22 protein-coding genes are annotated in these 24,260 nt (G+C 68.8%); 9 read left to right on the forward strand and 13 right to left on the reverse strand.

From position 1 onward, the window contains the following. The 4 genes from mrdA to H5407_RS00020 form a co-directional block, all read right to left on the reverse strand. Positions 1-1,987 (reverse strand): penicillin-binding protein 2 (mrdA, locus tag H5407_RS00005; RefSeq protein WP_183102360.1); only part of this gene is annotated, 1,987 nt, incomplete at its 3' end. 19 nt (positions 1,988-2,006) lie between these two features. After that, on the reverse strand, positions 2,007-2,528 hold the full coding sequence (gene mreD / locus H5407_RS00010; RefSeq protein ID WP_183102361.1) for a rod shape-determining protein MreD: 522 nt from the start codon (positions 2,526-2,528) through the stop codon (positions 2,007-2,009). Further along, positions 2,525-3,565: a rod shape-determining protein MreC gene (gene mreC / locus H5407_RS00015; protein WP_183102362.1), complete on the reverse strand. Its 1,041-nt coding sequence runs from the start codon at positions 3,563-3,565 to the stop codon at positions 2,525-2,527. The genes mreD and mreC overlap by 4 nt, the downstream gene beginning before the upstream one ends. 157 nt (positions 3,566-3,722) lie before the next feature. Then, a complete protein-coding gene (locus H5407_RS00020; protein WP_183102363.1) occupies positions 3,723-4,766 on the reverse strand; it encodes a rod shape-determining protein in 1,044 nt (347 codons plus the stop codon). Positions 4,767-5,135: 369 nt separating this feature from the next. Here H5407_RS00020 and gatC point away from each other — a divergent pair, with 369 nt between their 5' ends. The 3 genes from gatC to gatB are packed head-to-tail and all read left to right on the forward strand — an operon-like array spanning position 5,136 to position 8,379. Then, complete coding sequence (gene gatC, locus H5407_RS00025) at positions 5,136-5,435, forward strand: Asp-tRNA(Asn)/Glu-tRNA(Gln) amidotransferase subunit GatC (RefSeq protein WP_183102364.1); 300 nt, start codon at positions 5,136-5,138, stop codon at positions 5,433-5,435. Continuing rightward, positions 5,432-6,919 (forward strand): Asp-tRNA(Asn)/Glu-tRNA(Gln) amidotransferase subunit GatA, encoded by a 1,488-nt coding sequence (gatA, locus tag H5407_RS00030; protein ID WP_183102365.1) that lies wholly within the window; start codon positions 5,432-5,434, stop codon positions 6,917-6,919. The genes gatC and gatA overlap by 4 nt, the downstream gene beginning before the upstream one ends. 2 nt (positions 6,920-6,921) lie before the next feature. After that, the gene (gene gatB, locus H5407_RS00035; RefSeq protein WP_183102366.1) at positions 6,922-8,379 is read left to right on the forward strand and encodes an Asp-tRNA(Asn)/Glu-tRNA(Gln) amidotransferase subunit GatB; all 1,458 of its coding nucleotides are present in this window, start codon (positions 6,922-6,924) and stop codon (positions 8,377-8,379) included. A 91-nt stretch (positions 8,380-8,470) separates the two neighbouring features. Here the strand turns inward: gatB and H5407_RS00040 are convergent, their stop codons facing one another. From H5407_RS00040 to H5407_RS00050, 3 genes are all read right to left on the reverse strand, one after another. Next, positions 8,471-9,193, reverse strand: a complete 723-nt coding sequence (locus tag H5407_RS00040) for a hypothetical protein (protein ID WP_255500983.1) — start codon at positions 9,191-9,193, stop codon at positions 8,471-8,473. A gap of 20 nt (positions 9,194-9,213) precedes the next feature. Then, complete coding sequence (gene pyrE / locus H5407_RS00045) at positions 9,214-9,885, reverse strand: orotate phosphoribosyltransferase (protein ID WP_183102367.1); 672 nt, start codon at positions 9,883-9,885, stop codon at positions 9,214-9,216. Positions 9,886-10,032: 147 nt separating this feature from the next. Continuing rightward, positions 10,033-12,294 (reverse strand): TonB-dependent receptor, encoded by a 2,262-nt coding sequence (locus tag H5407_RS00050; RefSeq protein ID WP_183102368.1) that lies wholly within the window; start codon positions 12,292-12,294, stop codon positions 10,033-10,035. Positions 12,295-12,570: 276 nt separating this feature from the next. Between H5407_RS00050 and H5407_RS00055 the strand changes: the two genes are divergently transcribed. Then, complete coding sequence (locus H5407_RS00055) at positions 12,571-13,365, forward strand: exodeoxyribonuclease III (RefSeq protein WP_183102369.1); 795 nt, start codon at positions 12,571-12,573, stop codon at positions 13,363-13,365. Between the two features lie 46 nt (positions 13,366-13,411). On the opposite strand, the gene H5407_RS00060 is transcribed toward H5407_RS00055, so the two are convergent. The 3 genes from H5407_RS00060 to H5407_RS00070 form a co-directional block, all read right to left on the reverse strand. Next, positions 13,412-14,935, reverse strand: coding sequence for a GGDEF domain-containing protein (locus H5407_RS00060; protein ID WP_255500984.1), 1,524 nt, complete (start codon positions 14,933-14,935; stop codon positions 13,412-13,414). Positions 14,936-15,081: 146 nt separating this feature from the next. Continuing rightward, entirely contained in the window at positions 15,082-15,279 is a 198-nt protein-coding gene (locus H5407_RS00065; RefSeq protein WP_183102370.1) for a hypothetical protein, read from the reverse strand. Next, on the reverse strand, positions 15,276-15,728 hold the full coding sequence (locus tag H5407_RS00070) for a Cd(II)/Pb(II)-responsive transcriptional regulator (RefSeq protein ID WP_183102371.1): 453 nt from the start codon (positions 15,726-15,728) through the stop codon (positions 15,276-15,278). Before H5407_RS00070 ends, H5407_RS00065 begins: the two co-directional genes overlap by 4 nt. A gap of 97 nt (positions 15,729-15,825) precedes the next feature. Between H5407_RS00070 and H5407_RS00075 the strand changes: the two genes are divergently transcribed. The 4 genes from H5407_RS00075 to H5407_RS00090 all read left to right on the forward strand — a co-directional run bounded on the left by H5407_RS00075 (position 15,826) and on the right by H5407_RS00090 (position 22,218). After that, a complete protein-coding gene (locus tag H5407_RS00075; RefSeq protein ID WP_183102372.1) occupies positions 15,826-18,177 on the forward strand; it encodes a cation-translocating P-type ATPase in 2,352 nt (783 codons plus the stop codon). A 269-nt stretch (positions 18,178-18,446) separates the two neighbouring features. Next, positions 18,447-19,982: a peptide MFS transporter gene (locus H5407_RS00080; protein ID WP_220800375.1), complete on the forward strand. Its 1,536-nt coding sequence runs from the start codon at positions 18,447-18,449 to the stop codon at positions 19,980-19,982. A 195-nt stretch (positions 19,983-20,177) separates the two neighbouring features. Then, a complete protein-coding gene (locus H5407_RS00085) occupies positions 20,178-21,035 on the forward strand; it encodes an ABC transporter substrate-binding protein (protein WP_183102373.1) in 858 nt (285 codons plus the stop codon). A 61-nt stretch (positions 21,036-21,096) separates the two neighbouring features. Next, positions 21,097-22,218, forward strand: a complete 1,122-nt coding sequence (locus tag H5407_RS00090; protein WP_183102374.1) for an MBL fold metallo-hydrolase — start codon at positions 21,097-21,099, stop codon at positions 22,216-22,218. 16 nt (positions 22,219-22,234) lie between these two features. On the opposite strand, the gene H5407_RS00095 is transcribed toward H5407_RS00090, so the two are convergent. From H5407_RS00095 to H5407_RS00105, 3 genes are read right to left on the reverse strand one after another with little or no spacing between them, the layout of a single operon-like run. Further along, complete coding sequence (locus H5407_RS00095) at positions 22,235-22,474, reverse strand: DUF2798 domain-containing protein (protein WP_183102375.1); 240 nt, start codon at positions 22,472-22,474, stop codon at positions 22,235-22,237. Between the two features lie 15 nt (positions 22,475-22,489). Beyond that, entirely contained in the window at positions 22,490-23,056 is a 567-nt protein-coding gene (locus H5407_RS00100; RefSeq protein ID WP_183102376.1) for a flavodoxin family protein, read from the reverse strand. 53 nt (positions 23,057-23,109) lie between these two features. After that, a complete protein-coding gene (locus tag H5407_RS00105) occupies positions 23,110-23,622 on the reverse strand; it encodes a DUF2938 family protein (protein WP_183102377.1) in 513 nt (170 codons plus the stop codon). Between the two features lie 109 nt (positions 23,623-23,731). On the opposite strand from H5407_RS00105, the gene H5407_RS00110 reads away from it, so the two are divergent. Then, entirely contained in the window at positions 23,732-24,208 is a 477-nt protein-coding gene (locus H5407_RS00110) for a helix-turn-helix domain-containing protein (protein ID WP_183102378.1), read from the forward strand. Positions 24,209-24,260 lie beyond the last annotated feature (52 nt).

Raw genomic sequence — 24,260 nt, forward strand, 5'->3', positions numbered from 1 at the left:
CCGGGCGCGCCGCACTGGCCGCCAGCGGCACCAGCACCGGCTGGCCGGGCAGCGGCACCTCGCTGGCCTTGCGCGGCGCGCCGACGGGCGCCATGGTCTTGCCCTGCTGGGTCAGGGCGATGTCTTCCTCGCTGGGGTACTGGCCCAGCAGGGCGTAGTCGAAGACGCGGCGGGCGATGGGCGCAGCGGCGCTCGAGCCCCATCCCGCGTTCTCCACGATGACGGCCAGGGCGATGGTGGGCTTGTCCACCGGTGCAAAGGCGACGTAGAGCGAATGGTCGCGCTTGTGCTCGTCGGCCTTGATGCTGCTGTACTTCTCGCCGGCCTTCAGGCCCACGGCCTGCGCGGTGCCTGTCTTGCCACCGCTCTGGTAGGGCGCCCCCATGAAGACCTGGCGCGAGGTGCCCTCCAGCGTCACGCCATTCATGGCATTGCGGATCACGTCCACCTGCTCCGGCTTGAGTGGGATCGGATCCAGGGCCTCGCTGGCGATGAGCCGGCCCTGGTGCTGGACCACATCCTCGATCTCGCGCACCAGGCGGGGCTTGAAGCGCTGGCCACCGGTGGAGAGCGTGGCGTAGGCCGTGGCCATCTGCAGCATGGTGAAGTTGTTGTAGCCCTGGCCGATCCCCAGGGAGATGGTCTCGCCGGCGTACCACTTCTGCTGCTCGGCCTTGCGGAACTTCTTGCGCTTCCACTCCTGGGAAGGCAGGTCGCCCGTCACCTCGCCAGCCAAGTCGATGCCGGTCTTGCGGCCCAGGCCGAAGGGCTCCAGTTGGTCATGGATCAGGTCCACGCCCATCTCGTTGGCCAGGCTGTAGAAGTACACATTGGAGGAGCTGACGATGGCCAGGCGCATGTCCTTGGGTCCGGGCCGGTCGGTCTCGGGACTGCCGAAGGTGCGGCCGCCGAAGCTGTAGGTCAGGTTGTCCATGATGACGGTGCTTGCGGCGCGCTTGCCGCTGTTAAGCGCGGCCATGGCCATCAGGGGCTTGAAGGTGGAGCCCGGCGGGTAGGTGCCGCGCAGGGCGCGGTTGAGCAGGGGCTTGTCGATGTCCTCGTTGAGCACGGTCCAGCTGTCGGCGTCGATGCCATCGACGAAGAGGTTGGGGTCGAAGGTGGGCTTGGACACGAAGGCCAGCACCTCGCCATTGCGCGGGTCGATGGCCACCAGCGCGCCGCGGCGGTCCTTGAACAATTCCTCGACCAAGGCCTGCAGGCGGATGTCGATGGAGAGCTTGAGCGTGTTGCCCGGCGTGGGCGGCTGATGGCGCAGGCGGCGCACGGCGCGGCCTGCGGCGCTGGTCTCCATCTGCTCGAAGCCGGTCTGGCCGTGCAGCTCGCGCTCGTAGAACTGCTCCAGGCCCAGCTTGCCGATGTACTCGGTGCCGCGATAGTTGGCGATGTCCTCGTCGGCCCACTCCTCCATGGCCTTTTTCTCGGCCTGGTTGATGCGGCCGATGTAGCCGATCAGGTGGCTGCCCACCTCGCCCAGCGGATAGCTGCGGAAGAGCCGGGCCTTGATGTCCACGCCGGGGAAGCGGAAGCGCTGGGCAGCGAAGCGCGCCACCTCGGCGTCCGTCAGCTTGGTGCGGATGGGCAAGGATTCGAAGTTCTTGCTCTCCTCCATCAGGCGCTTGAAGCGCTTGCGGTCGCGGCCCTGGATCTCCACCACTTCGGCCAGCTCGCTGATGGTGGCCTCAAGGTCCACCACCTTGGACGGCGTGATCTCCAGGGTGTAGGCAGAGTAGTTGCTGGCCAGCACCACGCCGTTGCGGTCCACGATCAGGCCGCGGTTGGGCACAATGGGCACCACGGTCACGCGGTTGGACTCGGCACGCTCCAGCAGGGTCTCGTGCTGCATCACCTGCAGGTAGACCAGGCGCGCGGCCAGCAGACCGAAGCAGAACAGCACGAAGCCAGCGGCCGCCAGCACCCGCACGCGGAAGCGCGACTGCTCCTGGTGGATGTTGTGCAGCTGGGTCATGGACGCCGGAAGACCCGCCTCACAGCGGACGATGCTCGTCGCGGTCGGGCGGACGGCGCTGCGGCGCCAGCAGGATCCAGCTGGCCAGGGGCCACAGCAGGGCCTCGATGAAGGGGGCCAGCAGCAGGGGCCAGCCCGGCCACATGCCACCCACGGCCAGGCGCACCACCAGCGACACCGCATGGGCCAGCGCGAACAGCGGCAGCACATGCAAGGCCTGACCCCAGCGCGTGAACCAGGGCAGGCGGCGGTGCAGGGCCACGGCGCCGAAGCTCAGGCCGCTGTAGGCCAGAGCATGCTGGCCCAGCAAGGCGCCATGATGCACATCGACCAGCAGGCCGAATAGGAAGGCCCAGCCCACGTTGACGCGGCGCGGCTGGTGCACGTTCCAGAACACCAGCACGATGGCGAGGAAGTCCGGCATGGCCGGCTGGCGGCCCAGGGGCACCATGTCCAGCATCAGCGCCAGCAGCAGGCTGAAGGCGATGAAAAGGGGGTTGGCCGGCAGCAGCAGTTGGCTGGCGGCGCGCGGCATGATCATCGCGTTGCCCCTCCCTTGCTGTCCTTGCCTGCTTCCTTGTTCGAATCCTTGTTCGACTCCTTTGCCGCGTCCCTCGCAGCCTTCAGCTCGGCGGCCCGCTGCTTGGCTTCGGCCTTGGCCTGGGCCTTGCGCTCGGCCAGGGCCTGGGCTTCCTTGGCGGCGGCCTCCGCGGCTTCGTGCCGCGCAGCCTCATGCACGGCCAGCGGGGCCAGCACCAGCACATGGCGCACGCTGTCCACGGGCACGGTGGCCTGCAGGCTCACGCGGGCGAAGCTGGTGTCGCCCCGGCGTTCCACCTGGGCTACCTTGGCCACGGGCAGGCCCGGGGGATAAATGCCGTCCAGGCCCGAGGTGGAGAGCACATCGCCCGCCTGGATATCGGCATTGGCCGCGGTGAAGCGCAGCTCCAGGCCGCGTTCGCCGCCGAAGGCCACGCCGCGCTGCTGGGTGCGGGTGTTGAGCACGGGGATGGCGGCATCCTTGTCGGTGATGAGGGTCACTTCAGACGAGAAGGTGTAGACCCGCGTCACCTGGCCCAGCACGCCGGCCTCGGTGATCACCGGCGAGCTCAGGTGCACGCCGTGCTGGCTGCCACGGTCGATGCTGACGCGGCGGGAGTAGGGATCCGGCGCCTCATAGAGCACCTCGGCCGCAACCGCGCGCACGGACTGCGCCTGCTGCATCTTGAGCAGCTCGCGCAGGCGCTGATTCTCGGCCTGCAGCTGCTGGGCGCGGGACAGTCGCTCGGCTTGCGCCACCAGCTGGCGCCGGGCCAGGTCTTCGGCGGCCATGGCCTTTTCCATGCCGCGCAGGTAGTCGCCCAGCTTCTCCCATGCATCGACGGGCGACAGCAGCAGGCGCTGCACCGGATTGAGCACCAGCGCCACGGCCGTCCGCGCCGGCTGGGCCAGCTTGAAGCGGGCATCCAGCACCATTAGAAAGACGGCAAAGGCCGCGCACAGCAGCAGCCGCGTCAAGGCCGAGGGGCCTTGGCGGAACAGCGGCGGCGCATTGCGCTCCAGGGTGCCGAAGGGCATGACTTGCAGTCTGGCGGGTGATCAGTCCATCAACGTCTCGGGCCGTAGCGAACGGCGCTTGGGCTAGGCGCACAGCGCGCAGGAACCGGAACGTAGGGGAGGTACGTGAGGTTTCCGAGCACTGCGCAACGACGCCCAAGCGTCGCGCAGTAGGCCGTCACTCAGAAGCGAAGATGGAGCCCAGGCGTTCCATGTGCTCCAGCGCCATGCCGCAACCCCGCACCACGCAGGTCAGCGGGTCCTCGGCCACCAGCACCGGCAGGCCGGTCTCCTCAGCCAGCAGGCGATCCAGGTCACGCAGCAGGGCGCCGCCGCCGGTCAGCATCATGCCGCGCTCGGCGATGTCGGCGCCCAGCTCGGGCGGGGTCTGCTCCAGCGCGTTCTTCACGGCCGAGACGATCTGGTTCAGCGGGTCGGTCAGGGCTTCCAGGATCTCGTTGGACGAGATGGTGAAGCTGCGCGGCACACCCTCGCTGAGGTTGCGGCCCTTCACTTCCATCTCCTTGACCTCGGAGCCGGGGAAGGCCGAGCCGATCTGCTTCTTGATGGCCTCGGCGGTGGGCTCGCCGATCAGCATGCCGTAGTTGCGGCGGATGTAGTTGATGATGGCTTCGTCGAACTTGTCGCCGCCGACGCGCACCGAGCCCTTGTAGACCATGCCGCCCAGCGAGATCACACCGACCTCGGTGGTGCCGCCGCCGATGTCGATGACCATGGAGCCGGAAGCCTCGGAGACCGGCAGACCGGCACCGATGGCCGCGGCCATGGGCTCCTCGATCAGCTCCACGCGCGAGGCGCCGGCACCCAGGGCGGCGTCACGGATGGCGCGCTTCTCGACCTGTGTCGAACCGCAGGGCACGCAGATGATGATGCAGGGCGAGGGGCGCAGCAGCTTGGTGTCATGCACCATCTTGATGAACTGCTTGATCATCTGCTCGGTGATGACGAAGTCGGCGATCACGCCATCCTTCATGGGGCGAATGGCCTCGATGTTGCCGGGCACCTTGCCCAGCATGGCCTTGGCCTCGCGGCCGACGGCCTGGATGGTCTTCTTGCCGCTGGAGCCGCCTTCATGGCGGATGGCGACGACAGAGGGCTCATCCAGCACGATGCCCTTGCCACGCACATAGATCAGCGTGTTGGCGGTGCCGAGGTCGATGGCCAGGTCGGTGGAGAAGTAGCGGCGCAGGGACGAAAACATGGTGTGGGACTGGGGGCTTCAGACCGGGCGGCGGCAGGGATCACGCGGGCTCGGCACTGGCAAAACTCAAGAGGGGCCTCTGGAGGGCGGCGGGCGTCAAACGAATGCAGCCGAGGCGGTGACACCAGGGCTGCACAAGGGTGTTCGCACCATGTGCAACGAGGCTGCCGGTGCCTTGGCGGCCTGCAGCCCCGTTACCATGGAGATAAGCGGAGATAATACCCGATCACCCCTTTGTTTAGACCCCTGACTAGCCCCTGACAGTCCCTGTTTTTGCAGTCTGTAAGCGGCAATGCATCGCGCCCGACAACGAGTTTTCGCCGCGTATCGACGCGATGCCCAGGACCTCCAACCGACCCGGACTCGCCCATGGCCCTGACCCAGGATGACGTGAGCCGCATCGCCAACCTCGCCCGCCTCGAACTTTCCGAAGCGGAGCAAGGCGCCTTGCTCGGCCAGCTCAATGGCTTTTTCTCCATCGTCGAGCAGATGAGCGCGGTGGACACCAGCGGTGTCGAACCGCTCTACACGCCGCTCTCCGCCGTGCAGGACGTGCAGCTGCGCCTGCGCGAAGACGCCGTCACCGAGAGCAACCAGCGCGAGCTCAACCAGCGCAGCGCCCCCGCCGTCGAGGACGGCTTGTTCCTGGTTCCCAAGGTCATCGAATGAAGTCTCTCCACGAAATGGGCGTGGCCGAGCTGGGCCAGAGCCTGCGCGCCAAGGCCTTCTCCGCCACCGAACTGACCCAACACCTTCTTGCACGGGTTACCGCCGCGTCGCAACTGGGCGCCTTCCTGCATGTGGATGTCGACGGGGCCCTGGGACGTGCCGCCGAGGCCGACCGACGCCTGGCCGCCGGAGACACCGGCCCGCTGGTGGGCATCCCGCTCGCGCACAAGGACATCTACGTCACCGCGGACATGCCCACCACCGCCGGCTCGAAGATCCTGGCCGGCTACCGCAGCCCCTTCGACGCCACCGTCGTCGCCCGGCTGAATGCGGCCGGCACCTTTTCGCTGGGCAAACTCAACTGCGATGAATTCGCCATGGGCTCGGCCAACGAGAACAGCGCCTTCGGCCCCTCGCTGAACCCCTGGGACCGCAGCCGCGTGCCCGGCGGCTCCTCGGGCGGCTCGGCCACGGCCGTCGCGGCCCGCCTGGTGCCCGCCACCACCGGCACCGACACCGGCGGCTCCATCCGCCAGCCGGCCAGCTTCACCGGCATCACTGGCATCAAGCCGACCTACGGCGTGTGCTCACGCTACGGGATGATCGCCTTCGCCTCCAGCCTGGACCAGGCCGGCCCCATGGCCCGCTCGGCCGAGGACTGCGCGCTGCTGCTGTCCGCCATGAGTGGCTTCGATGAGCGCGACGCCACCAGCATCAACCAGCCCCCGCAGGACTTCCACGCCCAGATGCTGGCAGCCCGAGAAGGCGCCACGGCCGCCCAGCCGCTGAAGGGCCTGCGCATTGGCCTGCCGCGGGAGTTCTTCCCCGCCGCGCTGTCGGCGGACGTCAACAGCGCCGTGCGCCAGGGTCTGGCCGAGCTGGAGAAGCTGGGCGCCACGCTGGTGGAGGTGAGCCTGCCTCGCACCGAGCTGGCCATCCCGGTCTACTACATCATTGCCCCGGCCGAGGCCAGCTCCAACCTGAGCCGATTCGATGGCGTCAAGTTCGGCCATCGTGCAGCCAATTACACGGATCTTCTGGACATGTACAAGAAGACCCGTGCCGAAGGCTTCGGCCCCGAGGTCAAGCGCCGCATCATGATCGGCACGTATGTGCTGAGCCACGGCTACTACGACGCCTACTACCTGCAGGCCCAGAAGCTGCGCCGCATGATCGCCGACGACTTCCAGCAGGCCTTCCAGCACTGCGACGTGATCGCCGGCCCCGTGGCCCCCAGCGTGGCCTGGAAGGCCGGCGAAGGCGCGGACGATCCGGTCAAGGCCTACCTGGCCGACATCTTCACGCTGCCCGGCTCGCTGGCCGGCCTGCCCGGCATGAGCGTGCCGGTGGGCTTTGGCGAGGCCGGCATGCCCGTCGGCCTGCAGCTGATCGGCAACTACTTCAAGGAGGGGCAGCTGCTGCACACCGCGCACGCCCTGCAGCAGGCCACCGACTGGCACACCCGTGCCCCGAACGGAATTTGAGCATGAACAAGCCCAACAGCAAGCTGGTGCGCGGCTACGAGGTAGTGATCGGCCTGGAGAACCATGTCCAGCTGTCCACTCTGTCCAAGATCTTCAGCGGCTCCTCGACCGCCTTCGGCGCCGCGCCCAACACCCAGGCCTCGCCCGTGGACCTGGCCCTGCCCGGCACCCTGCCGGTCCTGAACCGCGCCGCGGTGGACCGCGCCATCCGCTTCGGGCTGGCCGTGGGCGCCAAGGTGGCGCCGCTGTCCATTTTCGCCCGCAAGAACTACTTCTACCCCGACCTGCCCAAGGGCTACCAGATCTCCCAGTTCGAGATCCCGGTGGTGCAGGGCGGCACGGTGGAGTTCTTCGTCGGCGACGAGAAGAAGACCGTCAAGCTGACCCGCGCCCACCTGGAGGAAGACGCGGGCAAGAGCCTGCACGAGGACTACCACGGTCAGTCGGGCATCGACCTGAACCGTGCCGGCACGCCGCTGCTGGAGATCGTCTCCGAGCCCGACATGCGCTCCGCCGCCGAGGCCTGCGAGTACGCCAAGACCCTGCACGCCCTGGTGATGTGGCTGGGCATCTGCGACGGCAACATGCAGGAAGGCAGCTTCCGCTGCGACGTCAACGTCTCGGTGCGCAAGCCCGGCGAGCCCTATGGCACGCGCCGCGAGATCAAGAACCTCAACAGCTTCCGCTTCCTCGTCGATGCCGTGAACTACGAGGTCAATTGGCAGATCGACCAGATCGAGGACGGCCTCAGCATCCAGCAGGCCACGGTGCTCTACAACCCGGACACCGGCGAAACCCGCGCCATGCGCTCCAAGGAAGACTCGGCCGACTACCGCTACTTCCCGGATCCTGACCTGCCGCCCCTGGTGATCGCGCCGCAGTGGGTGGAGCAGGTACGCGGCGAGATGCCCGAGTTGCCTGGCGTGATGGCCAAGCGCTTCATCGAGGCAGACGGCCTGCCCGAGTACGACGCCACCATGATGACCCAGAGCCTGGCCACCGCCCGCTACTACGAGGCCGCCAAGGCCGCGGGCGCGGCACCCAAGCTGGTGGCCAACTGGGTGATGGGCGAGATCAGCAAGCGCCTCAACAGCGAAGGCATCGAGATCGATGCCGCGCCGGTGAAGCCTGCCCTGCTGGCCACGCTCATCGGCCGCATCAGCGATGGCACCATCTCCAACAACTCCGCCAAGCAGGTCTTCGACGCCCTGTGGGCCGGCGAGGGCGCCGATGTGGATGCCATCATCGCCGCCAAAGACCTGAAGCAGTCCAACGACACCGGCGAGATCGAGCGCATCCTCGACGAGGTCCTGGCCGCCAACCAGAAGTCGGTGGACGAATTCCGGGCCGGCAAGGACAAGGCCTTCAACGCCCTCGTAGGTCAAGCCATGAAGGCCACCAAGGGCAAGGCCAACCCGGCCCTGGTCAACGAGCTGCTGAAGAAGAAGCTGGGCGGCTGAGGCCCGGCCTCGCGCCATGAAGACAAAGGCCGCTGGATACAGCGGCCTTTGTCTTTGCGGGCCCTGGCACGGGCCCCGGGGCGCGCCCCCCTCAGCGGCTACTGGCCGAGGCAGGCTGCGAGGAGGCGCTCCCCGCCTGGGAAGCCGTGCCTGAAGCGGGGCCGTCGAGGCTGCCGGGCGGGGCGCCCGCCCACAGCCTCTTCAGTCGTTGCAGTTCGAGGTCGAAGACTTTGTTGACCCGCACCACCTCGGCCTTCTGGTTCTCGACCAGCACGCGCTGCGCCTCCGCCGAGACCTCATTGGCGTCCAGCTGCTGCTTGAGCTTGCCCGGCATGGGCTTGCCCTTGTAGAACTCGGCCTCGTCCAGCAGGGGCTTGCGTTCGGCGGCCAGCTCCTTGATGCGGCGCTCCGAGGCCTGCATGGCCTTGCTGACATCGTCCAGCGCCGACTCCCGGGCCTCGCGGTGGGCGGACTCGTTGCGGTAGCGGATCATCAGGTTGCGATCGCGGCGGATCGCGTCTAGCTGTGCCGCCCGCTCCGCCGCCAGCTTGCGCTCCCGTTGCTCCAGCGCCGCCTTCTCCTCCATCGACATCGACGGTGGCAGCAGCGACTTCACCGAGCCATCCGGGTTGTGCAGCTTCTGCTCCCGGGTGATGCATTCGGGGATGGGGCGGTCCGAGGTCAGCTTGCGGCCATCCGGCGCCACGCAGCTGTAGATGGGCTTGCTCTGGGCCAGGGCAAGACCTGTCCCCAGCAGACCCAGCAGCAGGGCAGCCAGCGGCAGTGACGGGCGCAAGGACTGACGCAAGGACATGGGGCGGCGCGGAAGTGGCATCAGACTCCGTAGCGATCTCGATAAGCCTGGACAGCCGCCGCATGGGCGGCGATGTCCGCCGAGCTGTTGTGGTGCAGATACTGCAGCAAGTCGGACAAGCCGGCAATGGCACTCACGGGCAATTGCAGCTGGCGGTTGACATACTGCACTGCCGACCAGGGTTGCTCGACCCCGTTTTCGGCCGCCTTCTCCTGGCGATCCAGGGCGATCGAGACGCCGCAGGGCGTCGCGCCGGCGGCCTGAATCATGGCGATGGACTCGCGCACCGAGGTGCCCGCGGAGATCACGTCGTCGATGATCAGCACGCGGCCCTGGACCGGCGCACCGACGAGGGTACCGCCCTCGCCATGGTTCTTCGCTTCCTTGCGGTTGTAGGCGAAGGGCTTGTTGTGGCCCAGGCGGGCCAGTTCCACCGAGACAGCTGCGGCCAGGGTGATGCCCTTGTAGGCCGGGCCGAAGATCATGTCGAACTCGATGCCCGAGGCCAGCAGGGTCTTGGCGTAGAACTCGGCCAGGCGGCCCAGCTTGGCGCCGTCGTTGAAGAGCCCGGCGTTGAAGAAGTAGGGGCTCAGGCGGCCCGCCTTGGTCTTGAACTCGCCGAAGCGCAGCACACCCGCCTCCACGGCAAAGGCAACGAATTCCTGGGCAAGGGGCGTGGAGGTAGTGGTCATGGGCGGGTAATGCGGGTCTCGGGGTGGCCCGCATTGTATTGAGCCGGCGCACAAAGGCCCGCCACCCCGCCCCGAGAAACAAGGGGGGTGGCGGGCCTCTGTGCAGGCACCAGACCGCGATCTGGCGCGCCGGGCATCAGAGCAGGCTCAGAACAGGGCCTTGAACTGCACGCCGTAGGTGCGGGGGTCGTTGATGAAGCCGGTCAGGTTGTCGAAGTCGATGGCACCGTTGACGACGACCTTGTTGGTCAGGTTTCGCACGAAGCCCGCTACCTCGTACTTGCCGTCGCCCCAGACATAGCCGGCGCGCAGACCGCCTTCCAGCAGCGCCTTGCCGGTGAGTTCCTTGGCCTCGTACAGGAAGAAATTGACCTTGGAGCGGTAGGCCCAGTCGGTGTAGATGAAGTATTCATTGCCGTCGGCCGTCGGGATCGAGTAGCGGGCCGTCAGGTTGGCGATCCACTTCGGCGCGTTGGGCAGCGGGTTGTTATAAAGGCTGTAGCGGCCGCTGGCATCGGGCGTGCCCACCATCACGGGATTGCTGCCCGAACGGGGGGCGGAGAGCGTCGGATCCTTGATCTTGGTGTCGTTGTAGCTGAGCCCCAAGGTGAGCATCAGGCGCTCCACGGGGATCAGGTCCAGGTTGAGCTCGAAGCCCTGGCCCTGGCCCTTGCTGGCGTTGAGCAGGGTATTGGCATTGCTGGTGCCGCCCACGGCGGTCAGCTGCTGGTCCTTCACCGTATAGGCGAACACATTGGCCGACAGGCGGGCGCGGCGATTCCAGAACTCGCTCTTCACACCGGCTTCGTAGGAGGTCACGGTTTCAGGGCGCGCCTTGCTCTGCGTGCCGAAACCGCTGGCCGGGTAGATGGAGGCCGCACGGAAGCCGGTGGCGACGCGCGCGTAGAGGTTGGTCTGCTTGTCCAGGGCATAAGTGCCGGAGACATCCCAGTTGACCTTGTGGTCGTCGGTGCTCGCGCTGGTGCCGGCGCCGTCGTTGACCTTGCCGACGGTGTTCAGGTCCTTCTTGTCCTGGGTGTAGCGCAGGCCGCCGCGCAGCTTGAGATCGGGGCTCAGTTCGTAGTTGACCGAGGCGAACAGGGCCCAGGCCTTGTTGGTCTGGCGGGTGTCCACGACGCTGTCGGCCGGGTTGGCCGCGGTGTAGTCCACCGTCCGCATGGTGTACTTCTCGTCAAAGAGGTAGAGCCCGCCCTGCCAGCGCAGCGGACCGGCAGCCTGGGACTCGAGGCGGAATTCCTGTGTCAGCTGGCGGTGACCCATCAGGGCGTCCGAGGTGTCCATCTGCCAGGTGGCCTCACCCTGGGTGGGATAGGGCGCCGTCTTGGGGTCGCCCGAGAAGGGGTTGTGGTAGCGGTAGCCGCCGTCCACGTCGCCACGGCTGAAGGGCTGCACGGTCTCGAGAGCGCTGATGGAGTGCAGGGTCACGCCGTCCAGGGCCCATTTCAGGCGCAGGCTGGCGCCGGTGCTGTGCAGGCGCTGCTCGTTGGTCCCGTCGATGACCATCTTGGCCGGGTCGAAGCCATCGACAAGATCATTGCTGCCGGGCTTGATGACGGAGCCGCGAAAGAGCCGCGGGCTGCCCTTGAGTTCACGGTTGTGCACGTTGAACAGGGCGCTGAAGGCCTGGTTGGCTTCATACAGCGCCTGGATGCGCACGGCTCGGTCATCGTAGCCCTCGGTGGCGGGCGTCTTGGCATTGGGCAGCTCGTTCTTGACCCAGTTGCCACGGTGCTGGTTCTGGGCCGAGATGCGCACGGCCCAGTCCCCGCCCACCGGCAGATTGGCTGCGCCTTCCAGGTTCACCATGCCCTGGCTGCCGAAGGAGGCGTTGAAATAGGCATCCTGGCGTTTGGAAGGCTTGACCGACTCGAACTTCACCACACCGGCCGGCGTGTTGCGGCCGAACAGGGTGCCCTGGGGGCCGGCCAGCACTTCCACGTTCTTCACGTCGAAAGCCGGGAAGCCTTTGAGAATGGGGTTCTCCTGCACCACCTCGTCATAGATCAGTGAGACGGGCTGCGAGGCGTTGAGTCGGAAGTCGGTGTTGCCATAGCCGCGCAGGTAGAAGCGCGGGAAGGCCCGGCCGAAGGAGGACTCGATGTTCAGGCTGGGCACACGGCCGGACAGGGCACGGATGTCCTGCCCGCTGGAATTGATGACGTCCAGCTTCTCGCCGCTGATGGCAGAGACCGCATTGGGCACGTCCTTGATGTTCTCCACCCGGCGCTCGGCGGTGATCACCACGGCCTCCAGCTGCTTGGTCTGAGGACGGGCGGCCTCGCTCTTGCCGGCCTCCTGGGCCTGTGCCGTGCTCGACAGCAGCGCCGGCAGGGCCAGGGCCAGGGCCAGTGAAAGCGGGGTGGGGCGGCTCAACGTGGATCGGGTCATGGGGAAACTCCTTGAAATTGTCTGGAATGCCGACGGCGCCCTTGCTGAGGCAGGGCCTCGCTCAGCAGCGCGACAGGCCTCGGGCCTCGCCGCGATCGGGCGCCAAACGTTTGCCATCTCGTGGGGAGGAATCTATCAAGAGCAGCCGTGCCACGTCATCCCTATGTGAGCCGGCGCACCTGAACAGTGCGAGGCTGTTGCGGACCGACATCAGACCAGTTCATCACCGCCTCACTGCGATACTGGCGCCTCCCTGTCTCTGCCGAGGTATCGACCGTGCGCTTCATCACCGCCAATCTCAATGGCATCCGCTCCGCCGCCACCAAGGGCTTCTTCGACTGGCTGCCCCAGCAGCAGGCCGATGCCGTGGGCGTGCAGGAGGTGAAGGCCCAGCACGAGCATGTCGATCAGGTCTTCTGCAGTCCCGGCAGCCTCAAGGGCCATTTCCACTATGCCCAGAAGAAGGGCTACTCCGGCGTGGGCCTCTACACCCGCGACGAACCCAGCGACATCATCACCGGCATCGGCGTCCAGGAATTCGACGACGAAGGCCGCTACATCGAGAAGCGCTTCGACAAACCCGGCCGCAAGCTGAGCCTGATCAGCTGCTACTTCCCCAGTGGCTCCAGCGGCGAAGACCGCCAGCAGGCCAAGTTCCGCTTCCTGGCGGCCATCTACCCCCACCTGATGGCGCTGAAGGGCCAGCGCGAATTCATCCTCGTGGGCGACATCAACATCGCCCACAAGGAAGCCGACCTCAAGAACTGGAAGGGCAATCTCAAAAACAGCGGCTTCCTGCCCGAGGAGCGCGCCTGGGTGACCCAGCTGATCGACCCGGCCCAGGGCGGCCTGGTGGACGTCTACCGCCAGCTGCAGCCCGACACCACGGACACTTGCTACACCTGGTGGAGCAACCGCGGCCAGGCCTATGCCAAGAACGTGGGCTGGCGCCTGGACTACCACTTCGCCACGCCCCAACTGGCCGCCCTCGCCCTGCGCGAGTCCATCTACAAGGACCAGAAGTTCAGCGACCACGCGCCGCTGACCATCGACTACGACTTCAAGCTCTGAGAGCCCCACCGCAGGGCCTTGAGGCCGCCGGCCAGGGAGGCCGGGCTCAGGCCTGCGGTGCCTCGGGCTGGGCCTCGCCAGGGGCCGGAGCGCATTGCGTGCGGTTGCGCCCGGCCTTCTTGGCGCCGTAGAGCGCCTGGTCGGCACGGTCCAGCACGCTCAGGTGGGCAGGATCCCGGGCGCTCAGCTCAGCCAGGCCCAGGCTGATGGTGAAGTGGATGACCTTGCCCGCATGCACCGCCCCGCAGGCCTCGACTCGCCGGCGCAGGCGCTCGGCGAAGCCGCGGGCGCCCTGGATCCCGGTCTGCGGCAGGAGGACCAGGAATTCCTCGCCGCCATAGCGGCTGGCGATGTCCATCTCGCGCACCTCCGCCTTGATGGCCTGGGCCAGGGTGCGGATCACGGTATCACCCGCCAGGTGCCCGTAGCGGTCGTTGATCTGCTTGAAATGGTCGATGTCCAGCATCACCAGGGCGGCGCCGGAGCCCGTGCGCACGGTGCGGTGCCACTCGGCGAGCAGGCGCGCGTCAGCGGCCCGACGGTTCAGCAGGCCCGTCAGGGCGTCGGTGTGGGCTAGGGTCTCCAGGCCGCGATTGGCGTGCTGCAGCTCGGCCAGCAGCTGGTCCACCGAGCGCTGCCAGTGCACGAAGAGCTGGTAGCCGAAGAAGGCCATGAACAGCACGATCAGCGAGAAGACGCCGAAGAAGACCCAGCTGCTCTGCAGCATCACCTCCAGCGCCGGCCCCAGCGCCGCGCCGGGAAGACCGCGCAGCAGCTCCACCTGGGCGGAGGACAGGTGCAGGGTCAGGAAGCCGTACGCGATCGCGGCCGCCGTGACGGCAGCCAGCAGGCGCAGCACGGCGCGGCGCGGATCGCCCGCAGGGGTTCTCATCAGGGCCGGATGGCGCGCCTGCCAGCCCTCGATGGCGGGCCAGCCCAGGGCCATCAGCGGGCCGACGATGAACAGGCTCTGCACGAAAGACCCCAGCCACCAGCCCTGCCAGATGGCCAGCATGGCCGTGCGGTCGATGCCGTTCGTGTACCACCACAGCAGGGCGCCGCTGGAGCTGAAGATGCTCGCCACGAAGCTCAGCTGGACATAGAACAGCAGCGCGCTGAGCCCGCGAAGGTCGCGTCGCATGGCGATGGCCTGGTAGCCCATCACCATGATGGCGAAGCCCAGCGGATTGGCGCAGGCGAAGAGCAGGGCCCAGTACCCGGGCATGCCGGCATAGAGCGCCAGGCTCAGCGTGGCCAGGTAGGCCGGCACCGCGCCCCATCCCCAGCCCCAGCACAGGCTCAGCCACAGGCAGATCAGCAGGGGCGGGTAGATGGTGATGTAGACCTGCACGCCGCCCAGATGCAGCGGCAGGCCGGACCAGCGGCCGATCACCGAGGCCAGGCCCAGGGCGATGCTCAGCAGGAGCAGCAGGCCCCAGCCGCCCAGCAGCAAGGCACGCTCGCCCGGCGTTCCATGCCGCCACAGCTTCCAGAGCGAAAGGGTGCGGTAGCGCAGGAGAGGGTCTTGGCTGGCGACCATGAAGCAGGAAAGGTACAGCAGCCCAAGCATAGGGCATGCGGCGACGGCACGGGGGCGCACGGGGGCGCACGGGGTCGAGGCATCGACATCGCCCCAGCGGGCGCCTGCAACTCAGGCGGGCCGGGCCTGCTTCGGCTGACGCATGAACAGGGCCGCCACCACCTCGGACTGGGTGGTCATGCCCACCAGGCGCTGGCTGGTGTCCACAACCGGGAGCGCATGGCCAGGGCGTGGCGACTGATCCATTCCGTGCACAGCAGGCCCACGCCCAGGGCGCCCAGCAGCAGCTCGCGCCAGGGCGCGGTGATCAGCACCGGAACAAAGGGGCGCAAACAGGCCCGCCGGCGGGCGCCGAAGGTAGCGGGGCTGCTCATCGGCGCGCTTCCTCGTCCGGCTTCTCTCCATGGCAGGCGCAGGCCTCGCCATGGGCCGCCGCCACCAGCTCGGCCAGGATGCCGCAGGCGTGCTGCTCATGGCGCGCGTCACAACGGCTCTTGAGCGCCTGCAGCTGCGCCTCCAGGGCCTGCATGCTCTTGAGCCGGGCCCGCACCCGCGCCAGCTGCGCATCGACCAGGGCATCCACGCTGGCCAGTTGCTGCGGATCGTGGCTCTGCAGGCTTTGCAGCAGCAGATCCACGTCAGCCAGGGACATGTCCAGGGCGCGGCAGTGCCGGATGAAGGCCAGGCGCTCCAACTGGGGCTGGGCATAGTCCCGGTAGCCATTGCCGCTGCGGGCGGGCGCGGGCAGCAGCCCCGATTTCTCGTAGAAGCGGATGGTCTCGATATCGACCCCCGTCGCCTTGCTGAGCTCACCGATGCGCATGGGCACTGACCTTCTGCCCCTGGGGCAGCGCTGCTGGAGAAGGCCGCAGCATAGTCGCTTGACTCTGGAGTGGCTACAGGCTGTGGAATACCCCTCCATGGAAACGAATGCCTCTGCCCCCACCTGCTCCACGGCCTGCTGCTGCGGCCCGAACCCGGCTGACGCAGCCGGTCCGGAGCGGGTCGAGCCTGCGCATGATCACAAGCACGGCCACGCGCATGGCCATGCCCACGGCCCAGCCGACGCCCGCTGCAGCAGCGGCTGCGAGGCGCCGCCGCTGAGCGACGTGCCCCTGGCCGGCCTGGCGCCGGGCCAGCAGCGCCTGCGCCTGCACATCGCCGGCATGGACTGCCCGACCGAAGAGGCGCTGCTGCGCAAGCACCTGGCCGGCGAGCCCGCCATCCGCGCCCTGCACTTCGACCTGCTGGGCCGCGTGCTCAGCGTGGATCACGACGCGCAGGATGCCGCCGGCCTGGTCCAGGCCCTGCAGCAGCGCATCCGGGCCGCGGGTCTGGATGCCGTGCCGCTGGACGCCCAGCGCGTGGCGCCGCTTGCACCCGCGGTGCCGGTGCCCCTGCGCTGGCGCATGGCGGCGGCCGGTGTGGCGGCGGTGGCCTCCGAAGCCCTGCATTACACAGGCGCCGCCGAGGCTGCGGTGATCGCCTGCGCCCTGGCGGCCGTCGTGCTGGGCGGAATGCCCACCCTGCGCAAGGGCTGGGTGGCCCTGCGCAGCCTCACGCTCAACATCCACCTGCTGATGAGCCTGGCGGTGATGGGCGCGCTGGTCCTGGGCCAGTGGCCGGAGGCGGCCATGGTGGTCTGGCTGTTCGGCCTGTCGGAGATGCTGGAGGCCCTGAGCCTGGCACGAGCGCGCGACGCCATCCGCGCGCTGAGCGCCCTGGTGCCCGAGACCGCCTGGCTGCGCCTGCCCGACGGCCAGTGGGCCGAGCAGCCCAGCGAGCAAGTGCCCCTGGGCGCCGTGCTGCGCATCCGGGCCGGCGAGCGCGTGCCCCTGGATGGCCAGGTGATCGAGGGCCAGTCCAGCGTCAACGAGGCCGCGCTGACCGGCGAGAGCCTGCCCGTGCCCAAGCAGCCCGGCGACGCCCTGCTGGCCGGCTCAGTCAACGAGCTAGGCCTGCTGCTGATGAAAGTGACGGCCGCCAAGGGCCACACCCTGCTGGACCGCATGGCCCAGGCCGTGCAGGAAGCGCAGGCGCAGCGCGCGCCCACCCAGCGCTTCGTGGACCGCTTCGCGCGGGTCTATACGCCCCTGGTCGTCGCGGCCGCACTGCTGCTGGCCCTGCTGCCGCCGCTGTGGCTGGGCGCCCCCTTCACGCCCTGGATCTACAAGGCCCTGGTGCTGATGGTGGTGGCCTGCCCCTGCGCCTTGGTCATCTCCACGCCGGTGACCGTGGTCAGCGCGCTGACGGCGGGCGCCCGCCGCGGCCTGCTGATCAAGGGCGGCCTCTTCCTGGAGCAGGCCCATCTGCTGAAGAGCATCGCCCTGGACAAGACCGGCACCCTCACTGAAGGCCGGCCGGCCCTGGTCGGGCGCACGGCGCTGGGCCCGCTGGATGAGGCCGGCTTGCTGCGCCATGCGGCCAGCCTGGACGCAGGCTCGCGCCACCCGCTGGCCCTGGCCCTGCTGGAGGCCGCCGCAGCGCAAGACCTGACCCTCATCCCCCTGCAGGACTTCGTGACCCTGCCCGGCCGCGGCGTGCGCGCCCGGCTGGACGGACAGGCCTGGCAGCTGGGCAACGACACCCTGGCGCGCGAGATGGCCGCCCTGAGCCCCGCCGCCGAGAGCGCCGCCCGCGCCTGGAGCGAGGCCGGCTGCAGCGTGCTGTGGCTGCTGCGCGAGGAGGCCGGGGGCTGGCACTGCGAAGGCCTGCTGGCGCTGCGCGACCGCCTGCGTGCCCACAGCGCGGGCGCCGTGACCGCGCTGGAGGCGGTCGGCGTTCAGGTGCACATGCTCAGCGGGGACCAGCGCGGCGCCGCCCTGGCCGCAGCCCGCGAGCTGGGCCTGCCCGAGGGGCAGGTCCAAGCCCCGCTGCTGCCCGAGCAGAAGCTGGCGGCCATCGCCCACCTGCGCGAGCGCGGCCTGGTGGCCATGGTGGGCGATGGCGTCAACGACGCGCCAGCCCTGGCCCGTGCCGACATCGGTATCGCCATGGGCGCCGCCGGCACCGCCACCGCGCTGGAGACCGCCGACATCGCCCTGATGCAGGACGATCTGCGCCGCCTGCCAGAGCTCATCGCCCTCTCGCGCGACTGCAAGAAGGTGCTGTGGCAGAACATCAGCCTGGCCCTGGGCCTCAAGGCCGTGGTGCTGGTCCTCACGCTGTTGGGCTGGGGCAGCCTGTGGCTGGCCGTGCTGGCCGATGCGGGCGCCGCCCTGCTGGTCGTGCTGCTGGGCCTGCGCCTGCTGCGCTGGCAGCCGCGGGCCTGAATTCGGTGCGCAGGCCGCCCGCCGGCCCCCGCAAGACCTGGCAACCTATGCCGAAAGACATAGGGGCCAGGTCTTGCCCTTGGTAGGAACCCGCAGAAACACGCTGTAAACGCGCGGCGACAATACGCCCGCCGCCGCCGGAGCCTGCCTCCAGGCGGCTTGTCCTATGTGAGCCCAGTGCACGGCCAACCCGTGGATTGCGTCGATCCGGTCCGAGAGGGCGCCGGGCGCTCCAGGCCCAGAACCATCGATCCAGCACGGAGTGTCGTTTGAACAAAATTCAGACCCCAGGGGCGCCGCAGACCATCCTCGGCCATCCCGACAGCCTGTTCGTCCTGTTCTTCACGGAAATGTGGGAACGCTTCTCGTACTACGGCATGCGCGCCCTGCTCGTGCTCTTCCTGGTCTCGACGGCCAGCAAGGGCGGCTGGGGCTGGACCCGTGAAGAGGCGACCTCGCTGTACGGCTGGTACACAGGCCTGGCCTACCTGACGCCCATTTTCGGCGGCCTGATCGCCGACAAGCTGCTGGGCACGCGCCGCTCCGTGCTGCTGGGTGGCTTCATCATCGCGGCCGGCCACATCTGCCTGTTCATGGAGACCAAGCCGACCTTCTTCGCCGGCCTGGGACTCGTGATCCTGGGCACGGGCCTGTTCAAGCCGAACATCTCAGCCATCGTGGGCCAGCTCTACAACAAGAGCAACGAATCCCTGCGCGACGCCGGCTACACCCTGTTCTACATGGGCGTGAACTCGGGCGCCTTTTTCGGCATCCTGCTGTGCGGCTACATCGGCGAGAAGATCAGCTGGAACCTGGGCTTCGGCCTGGCCGGCGTCTTCATGATCCTGGGTGCGCTACAGTTCCACCTCAGCCAGGGCATCTTCGGCAACATCGGCGGCTCGCCTGACAGCAACGCCGCCGCCGCGGCCGCCGCCGAGGACGACACGCCCCGCAACGTGGTGATCGATCGCCTGATCGCCATCGGCGTGTTCTCCTTCTCGACCATCTTCTTCTGGTTCGCCTTCGAGCAAGCCGGCGGCTCCATGACCATCTTCGCGGCCGACTACACCGACCGCGCCCTGGTGGGCACCGCCGGCATGACCTTCAAGGTGATCAACAGCCTGATGACGGTGATCCCCACCGTGATCCTGAGCTGGCTGCTGTTCAAGCTGGCCAGCCACACCGTGTCGCGCTATCCGCTGGGCAATGCCCTGCTGGTGCTGGCCATCGGCGGCATCTGGGCCCTGGTGCTGTGGATGCTCAACCGCGAGTTTCAGATGGACCAGTCCGAGGTGCCTGCCACCTGGTTCGGCGTGCTGAACTCCTTCTTCCTGGTCCTGCTGGCCCCGCTGTTCTCCAAGATGTGGGAGAAGTACTGGAACCCGAGCGGCCCGGTGAAGTTCGGCGTCGGCCTGGTGCTGCTGGGCCTGGGCTTCGGCGCCCTGGCCTATGGCGCCAACGGCATCCCCGCCGGCGCCAAGACCGCACAGGTCAGCATGATGTTCCTGACCCTGGCCTACCTGCTGCACACCATGGGCGAGCTCTGCGTCTCGCCGGTGGGCCTGTCCTACATCTCCAAGCTGGCCCCGGCGCGCCTGCTGGGCCTGATGTTCGGTTTCTGGTTCCTGAACACCGCCATCGCCAACTGGCTGGCCGGCAAGTCGGGTTCCTACATCGACCACATCTCGGCCACCTACTCGATGTCCACCTTCTTCCTGATCTTCACCCTGATCCCCATCGGCGCCGGCCTGGTGCTGATGATGCTCAGCCCCTGGATGAAGAAGAAGATGCACGGCGTGCACTGACCCGTCCCGCCCCCGGCACGAATGGCCCCGCGAGCGGGGCCTTTTTCATGAGCACGCCGGGGTGTCACCCGCAGCGGGTGCGGCGGCCTGCCGGGCCTCGCGCTATCCTGGGACCTGCGATGAAGCGGGCCGGCCCTCGACCGAGTCCGCTCGCCCGCACGGGTCAGGGAGCCAAGACTCACGTCGGAGACAGGCATGCCGATCGCCGGCCCCCGCCCTTGCTTCCTGCTGCAGGCCGCCGGAGCCGCGCTCGTGCTCGCCACCCTGCTGCTGCCCGCCGCCCAGGCCTGCGGCCCTTTCCGCGTGGCCTTCCAGCACTACCCCGGCCTCTACGAAGTCAGCAGTGACGGCCGGGCTCACGGCCTGGACGTGGACCTCCTGGAAGCCCTGGCCGCGCGCAGCCAATGCCGGCTGCAGGGCACGGCGGTCAGCAATGTGCGGCTGTGGCAGGCGCTGGAGACGGGCGACGCGGACATCGTGACCGCCGCCCTGGTCACCCCGGACCGCGAGCGCCTGGCGGAGTTCGTTCCCCTGGTGCAGGCCCAGCTGCACCTGCTGGTTTCGCTGGAGCTGGCACGCCGGCTGTCCGGCCCTGCCGACTTCCTGGCCGACGCCAGCCTGCGCCTGGGCGTCGTGCGCGGCGCCCGCCATGCGCCCGCCACCGAGCCCTGGATCGAGGCCCTGCGCCAGGCCGGTCGGGTCAGCGAAAGCGCCGACAAGCCCAGCCTGCTGAAGGCCTTCAAGGCCCGGCGCATCGAGGCCGTCCTGGTCTATCCCATGGAGCTCTACGAAGGGTCACCCCAGTGGCCGGAGGACCTGGCCCTGCGCGCCTGGTGGCCGGAATCCCTGAGCGTGGGCGCCTGGGCCCTGTCGCGCAAGACCCTGCCCGAGGCCGAGCGCCGCCGCCTGCGCGAGGCCCTGTTGAGCCTGCTGCACGACGGCACCGTGCAGCGCCTGGCGGACCGTCATCTGGGGCCCGTCCAGGCCAGCCGCCTCATCGTGAAGCCTCTGGAAGCCCCGGCCACCGGACGGCCCAGCAGCGGCCCCCGCTGAGAACCGCCGAGGCCCTCGACGCATAGGATGTGAAGCCTCGACACCCCGGGAGTTCCTGCACATGAAATCAATGGGCAAGCGCGCCAGCGGCGCACGTCTGGAACGCATGCAGGCCTCGCCGCGATGGGACGGCCAGGGCTTCCGCAACGTCCATCCCATTGCCCCCGGACTGCGCGACACCGCCGGCCCGCGTGCCTCCATGATGGAGATCCTCTGCCCCGACGGCAGGCGGCGCCCGCCCGGCCCGCTGCCAGTGGTGAATCCCCGCCAGACCTGGGCCCGCGCGCCCGCCAGCGGCCTGCGCGCCAGCTGGCTGGGCCACTCGGGCGTGCTGATCGAGATCGACGGCCTGCGCCTGCTGACCGACCCGGTCTGGGGCCCACGGGTCTCGCCCTCCACGCTGGCGGGCCCCAAGCGCTACCAGGCAGCACCGGTGCCCCTGCGCGCCCTGCCGCCGCTGGACGCCGTGCTGATTTCGCACGACCACTACGACCACCTGGACTACCCCACCATCCGCGCCCTGGCCAAGCGGCCCCAGCCCTTCATCACCTCCCTGGGCGTGGGGGCACACCTGGAGGCCTGGGGCATCCCGCCCGAACGCATCATCGAGCTGGACTGGTGGGAATCGCACACCCTGCCCGGCACCGACTTGCGCGTGCATGCCGCGCCCTCTCAGCACTTCTCGGGCCGCGGGCTCAAGGACAGGAACGCCACGCTGTGGTCCTCCTTCGTGATCGAGTCGCCGCGGCACCGGGTCTTCTTCAGCGGCGACACCGGCCTCAGCAGCGAGTACCAGGCCATCCGCGATCGCTTCGGCCGCTTCGACCTGGTGATGCTGGAGGTGGGGGCCTACCACCCCTCCTGGGGCGACATCCACCTCGGCCCGGTGAACGCGCTGCAGGCCTGGGAATGGCTGGGGGGCGGCGCCCTGCTGCCGGTGCACTGGGGCACCTTCAACCTGGCCACCCATGACTGGGACGAGCCCGCCGAGACCCTGCTTCAGCTGGCGCCGGGGCGCGGCGTGCCCCTGCTGATGCCCAGGCTTGGCGAGGCCCTGGAGCCCGCGCAGGCCACGCCGGGACCCACACCCTGGTGGCGCCAGGCGGGCCAGCCCGCCGCACCGGCGCAGGCGCCCGCCGAGGTGCCGCGCGTGCCGCGCTGGATGCCCTGGCCGCTGGACTGAGGTCATCACGCGGATGTCAGCGTGGTGTCGTCAGCCAGGCCACCAGGCGACGGGTCAGCGGCGCCATCAGCAGCACGGCGGGAAAGGCCACCGGCCAGGCGTGGAGCCAGGCGCGACGCCACGCCGCCAGCCAGGGCCACGGATCCTGCAACGTCGCCGCCGATGCGCCCCAACTGGCGATGCCGGCGACCAACGCGGACATCAGGCCCGACAGGATCAGGGCGAAGAGGAGGCCTGCGAAGCGGGGAGGAATCATGGTGGCCCCCAAGCTTCAGGCCGCGCCCAGGCGGTGCAGGGTCTCGGCCATGTGGCGGCCGAACATCCGCGCGGTCTTGACGTCGCCCGGCTCGAAGGCGTCGGCCGGCATGCCGTGCCCGGACTGCGCCATCAGACCCGACCAGGAGCCCAGGCGGTTGGCCGCCTCGTGCTCGGGCACGCCGGCATGCTGCTCCGGCAGGATGGGGTTGCCCACCCACACCATGCCGTGCTGCATGGCGAAGACGAAAAGCGACATCAGCGTGGACTGCTTGTCCCCCGAGGGCAGGGAGGACACGGTGAAGGCGCCCGCCAGCTTACCGCGCAGGCCCTGCTGGCGCCACAGGCGGCCGGTGGCGTCCATGAAACGCTTGAACACGCTGGAAACGCCGCCCAGGTAGGTGGGCGAGCCCATCAGCAGGCCGTCGTAGGCGGTGACGGCATCGGGAGTCTCCGCGAGGGCTTCTGCCTGCAGCAGGTCCACCTCGACGCCAGCCACGCTGCGTGCGCCCTCGGCGATGTGGTGCGCGATGTGGGCCGTGTGCCCGTGGGCGCTGTGATAGATGACGGCAAGTGTCTTCATGACTTCATTCCTTGGCTTGCAAATGAGTGGGGAGAAGGGGCGCGCGGCAGCCCTCAGGCGGCCACGCGCAGCAGCTGGAGCGCCAGTGCGCTGAGGTAGAGGCCCAGGCCGAAGACCAGGTGGTTGGCGGCGCTGCGCAGCACGTTCGGCGCAACCGGCCCCTTGCGGCGCCCCGCCAGACCCGCGCCCATGGCCGGCTGCATCACCAGCAGGGGCGCCGTCACGGTGGCCAGGCCCAGCAGCAGGGCGGGAGCGAGGCGCGGCGCCTCCAGCCAGGCCGGCCCCTGCCAGGCCAGCAGCAGGGTCGCGAAGAGCAGGCCCACGGCGTAGTGCACGAACCAGCCCAGCGCCCGCTCCCCGCGCACCGGCAGGGCCCTCGCGATGGCCTCATGGCGCCAGCGCCCCCGCGGCAGGTGCCCGGCCCAGCGGCCCAGCAGGGCAAAGTCCAGGGTCGCCACGCCGGCCCGGCGCAGCCCCATGAGCCACAGGTCCATCAGCGCCGTGGCGCCCACCCCCAGGCCCAGCACCTGCGCCAGGGTGGGCGTCCAGTCGATTGATCCATCCATCACGCACCTCCAGTTGACTGTGTCCGCTGCCGCGCTGTGCCTTGACCGGCGAACATTTGGGATGCAGGATAGAAGTTGAAGTCAACTTCAAGTCAAGAGGTGTTCTGTGATGGACATCGCGGAAGTGGCCCGACGCTCCGGCGTGGCGGCCTCCACCCTGCGCTACTACGAGCGCCGCGGCCTCATCGCCCCCCTCGAGCGAGAGGGGGCGGGCCGGCGGCGCTATCCGCCGGGCGTGATGAACCAGCTGGCCTTGATCGCGCTGGGGCAGGCGGCAGGGCTGTCCCTGGACGAGATCCGCACCATGGTCCTGCCCAGCGGCGAGCCCAGCGTGGACCGCGCCCTGCTAGCGTCCAAGGCTGACGAGATCGACGCCCAGGTCCTGCGCCTGCGCGCCGTGAGCCGCGGCCTGCGCCATGCCGCCGCCTGCCCGGCGCCCAGCCATGCGCAGTGCCCCACCTTCCAGCGCCTGCTCAAGGCCGCGGCCGCAGGGGCGCTGGACCTGCAGCGCGAAGGCGCCGCGGCACCGCCCGCCGACCAGGCGCGGCGGGCAAGGCAGGCCCGGCGCAGATCTCCGCCAGACTGAGCGAGAGCCCCGGAGCGCGGGGTCCGCGTGCAAGGACACTGGCCGCACGGCA

The sequence above is a fragment of the Mitsuaria sp. WAJ17 genome (assembly GCF_014174515.1).
GTDB lineage: Bacteria > Pseudomonadota > Gammaproteobacteria > Burkholderiales > Burkholderiaceae_C > Roseateles_B.